The sequence below is a fragment of the Microvirga massiliensis genome (assembly GCF_001006805.1).
Taxonomy (GTDB): domain Bacteria; phylum Pseudomonadota; class Alphaproteobacteria; order Rhizobiales; family Beijerinckiaceae; genus Microvirga; species Microvirga massiliensis.
Map to the genome: position 1 here is coordinate 279,426 of NZ_LN811363.1, position 3,301 is coordinate 282,726.

Sequence of the window (3,301 nt, forward strand, 5' to 3'; positions counted from 1 at the left end):
GCCGCGCGTGACCCCGGACAGAAGATCGTCATACTCGTCCTCACTTTCGCCCTGGATGAGCAGGCGCTGGGCAAAGAGGGAGCCGAGGTCGCGGGGAAAGACGCGGAGATCGGAGGCGGGGCGGGAGTTATCGCGAGGCGGCGGGAGGGGAGCGGAGGACGACTGGCTGGACATTACGCAACACACATCTTCGTCAGTTAGTGAACGCAACTCACCGCTCAATGCACAGGGCTACCGATGTGGCGGACGCGGCAGAGCCGTGCCCATTCTCCGTTTAGAACGCATCGTGAACAAAAAAGTTGCATCGCATTCTGCTGTGATGCCTTTCCCGAGCAGCGCCACGTAATTTCTGAGCGCATGCATGACACCGACAGTTTTTACGTGATGGGCGTGACGGCGGAATGCCTGGTGGTGGCTGACTTCTGATGTGCGCCCAAAACACCCGCATCCGCGCGCTCATCGGGAGCCTGAGCCGGAGGAGAGCAGGGAGCACCACTGGGCTTGCGTCGCGTCCCTGCAGGAGCCGTTGCGCCAGAGCCGCGAGGGGCAGCATTTTTCCGTCGTCCATGGCGAACTCGACCTGGTCGCCCTGAAGCGCGCGACCCTGGCTGAGGGACCAACGCAACCCGAGAAGGGCAGTGGGCTTTAGGGCGAGAACACTGCCGGAAACTCTTCCAACTTTTAACAGGTGCTGTTAACGATCCTATATGTCGAAGCGTGACCAGGTCTTGGAAACCCTTCTCGACCTGCATGGGGTGACCATGATCCTCGACGCCAACGGTCGCTATTGGGTCAAGTTCGAGGTCAGGCGAGTTCCGCCTTCCGCGAAAAGCTCCACGGCCTCGACTACTCGCTGACGATGCACGGCCCGGACTCGGGCAATCCGAACGACAGTCGCCTTGTCGGCTTCGACAATGCTCATCTGCCCAACTGGCGCAGCCCAGCCGGTAGGACTCGCAAGACCTGGGATCACAAGCACCGGTTTCGATCGGTGCGTCCCTCCGATCACACCGACGCTGCGACGCTGCTCGAAGATTTCTGGAAGCAAGTTTACAGCGTCCTCGATGAGAGAGGTGTTTACCATGGCTGAGAGGCGACGCGGAGACCTCGTCACCAAGGTCAGAAAAGCAGACCTCGCCAGTAAGGCCAGAGAAGTTGCTGCCCGTCCCGCCCGTGCTGGAAAGAGGCCGGCTCCCACCCTTCGGATCGGAATCGCATCGGTATCGGAAATGAGGGCCCGCACGCTGGCGATTGCCCGCGGCGAGCTGAAGCCGAAGCCGGATGATCCGAAGGTTTGGATGCCGTCTCCCGAGACCTTCGGGAAAATCCTCTCCAGCAAGAACAGGGAGCTGCTCGAGCGGATCAGGAACCAGAAGCCAGCGTCCCTTCAGGATCTGTCGAGTATGACAGGCCGGAAGGTGCCGAGCCTGTCGCGCACTCTCAAGACGATGGAACGCTATGGTCTTGTCACCCTGGAGCGAGGCGAGCGTGGCAAGATCCGCCCCGTCGTGCCGTTCGAGAAGGTTGAACTGGCGGTAAACCTCTAAAGCGTCGTGCGATACGACGGGCACGAGAGGGGGCTTTCGGCCCCCTTTTTATTTAGGGCACGCCGCGCGAACACTCCCTATGACACGGTAGTCCAGAGCGGAACACTCGGGACTTCTCACCGTAGAGCGCGCCTATTCGGCGCTTGCGTCATTCACTGTCTTCAACGCGAGGGTGATCCGCTTGTAGAGCCCTGCTGTGGCGGCCGCCGGTAGGGTCGCGCAAGCGGACGCCGGGCCCACCCCCATTCTCCGGGATGAACTGGAGACCAGCACGTTCGAAGGCCTCAATGAGGGCGCGGTTATTCATCGTCGTCAGCCGTGCTCCCTCATCCTTAATCTCGAATGCTCCGATCGTTGACTTCGAAACGCCAGATGCAGACGCGAGATCTGTTTGCTCGAAGCCTACGAGTGCTCTGGCAGCCCTGCAAAGGCGTGGTGTGAGGCGCATGATCATCAGCGTTTCTTATCAACTATAACCTGTATCTCAGCTGCAGCTTTCTTGACAGAAAACAAAGGTTGCTGTATCTCTAATGCAGGGTCGGCGTTGGGATACAACAATATGTCAGGACACACCATCAAGCAGCTTCGTCTTCTACTTTGCGAGGCTTTTGCTACAGGAGAACACCCTGCCCAGCAGTTAACATTCGTGTGGTCCATTCACCTGTGCTCTTGAAGGTCTGTTGCACACCCAGGAGTGCACAGGCCTCCCCTCCCGAAAGCCAAAGCACCTCGCATGGTGATCCCTCGTTTACGCTGCAGCGTTTGCACTTGTCGGAAATCAGTGGTGCCCGTTCTGAAGCGCTGTTCTCCCTGGATCATTTCAGGAGCAAGTCCGATGACAGGAGCACCCCGTGGACGCGGCTTAGACGCAAAAGGCCGATCCTCACACACCGCAGATCGCGCGGGCACGCCCACTGTCGCCTCCCTTGGCGTACAGGTGCGCCTTACTCCCATCGATCAGAACCGAGAGAGGGAACTCGAAAGGCTGATCGTCTCCTGTGAAATCCTGCGAAAGGAATGTGAGCGCCTGTTCCGCCGGATTGCTGGATTGCTCCATGAGAGCCGCTGTCGAGCCCAAGACAGTGACGGCCCCTCTTCTTCACTTGATCTGTGATGGAGGGCCCTCATGCCGTTCTCGGAGATTGAGGATGTGGGCACGACGGCTCGCCGGAAACTCACGCCGCGCCGGAGGCTCCAGGTGTGGGAGAAGACAGGCGGCACATGCGTCCTGTGCGAGCGCAGGATTGATGGTGTGCGGGAGCGTTGGATTGTCGAGCACATTCGCGCTCTTGAACTCGGAGGCGAGGATGATCTTGCGAACATGGGACCGGCGCATGAGGCCTGTGCCTTGGTCAAGACCCGGAATGATCATCGGCAAACCGCGCAGGCCAAACGCCAGAAGATCCGGCACATTGGTGCCTGCACATCCAAGAGACCACTGCCGTTTGGAAAAACTAGTCCTTGGAAGAGGAAGCTGTCGGGTGAGATCATTCCCCGGTGATCGCGTGGAAGTCTGATGGAACCGCTCTCTCCCACCGGCCTCTATATTCCCCTTGATGCCGCACTCGCCAACCTGGATCTGCAGGAGAAGATCCGCCGGCTCGAGCGCAACATCGCCCGCGCACTCGACTGCCTCACACACCTACGCACCAGTCCTACGCTCGGCAAGCGCGATCGGGATTGGCTTGAGCGCGCTCTGATCGAACTGGGCATTGATCTCGGAGAGCTCGAGACGGCGCACGGGTGCTTCGAGC

The 3,301-nt window shown here is 59.6% G+C and carries 6 protein-coding genes; all 6 read left to right on the forward strand.

Annotation, left to right across the window (positions count from 1 at the left end; genetic code table 11):
* Positions 1-201: hypothetical protein (locus BN1233_RS49285; protein ID WP_048709834.1), on the forward strand; the 201-nt coding region annotated here is incomplete at its 5' end.
* A 325-nt stretch (positions 202-526) separates the two neighbouring features.
* Positions 527-649: a hypothetical protein gene (locus BN1233_RS50680; protein WP_280139482.1), complete on the forward strand. Its 123-nt coding sequence runs from the start codon at positions 527-529 to the stop codon at positions 647-649.
* A gap of 210 nt (positions 650-859) precedes the next feature.
* Positions 860-1,090 carry a hypothetical protein gene (locus BN1233_RS51580; RefSeq protein ID WP_483310416.1) on the forward strand — a complete coding sequence of 77 codons (231 nt, stop codon included), beginning with the start codon at positions 860-862 and terminating at the stop codon, positions 1,088-1,090.
* The gene (locus BN1233_RS33660; protein ID WP_147707699.1) at positions 1,083-1,547 is read left to right on the forward strand and encodes an HVO_A0114 family putative DNA-binding protein; all 465 of its coding nucleotides are present in this window, start codon (positions 1,083-1,085) and stop codon (positions 1,545-1,547) included. Before BN1233_RS51580 ends, BN1233_RS33660 begins: the two co-directional genes overlap by 8 nt.
* A 1,126-nt stretch (positions 1,548-2,673) precedes the next feature.
* Positions 2,674-3,048, forward strand: coding sequence for an HNH endonuclease (locus tag BN1233_RS51350; RefSeq protein ID WP_074078421.1), 375 nt, complete (start codon positions 2,674-2,676; stop codon positions 3,046-3,048).
* Positions 3,049-3,063: 15 nt separating this feature from the next.
* A partial coding sequence (locus BN1233_RS48745; RefSeq protein ID WP_048709837.1) for a hypothetical protein occupies positions 3,064-3,301 on the forward strand: 238 nt, incomplete at its 3' end.

Bases quoted from the DNA above. Each gene is read 5' to 3' on its own strand.
- BN1233_RS51580 (WP_483310416.1), top strand. From the start codon at position 860: ATGCACGGCCCGGACTCGGGCAATCCGAACGACAGTCGCCTTGTCGGC.
- BN1233_RS51350 (WP_074078421.1), top strand. From the start codon at position 2,674: ATGCCGTTCTCGGAGATTGAGGATGTGGGCACGACGGCTCGCCGGAAA.
- BN1233_RS33660 (WP_147707699.1), top strand. From the start codon at position 1,083: ATGGCTGAGAGGCGACGCGGAGACCTCGTCACCAAGGTCAGAAAAGCA.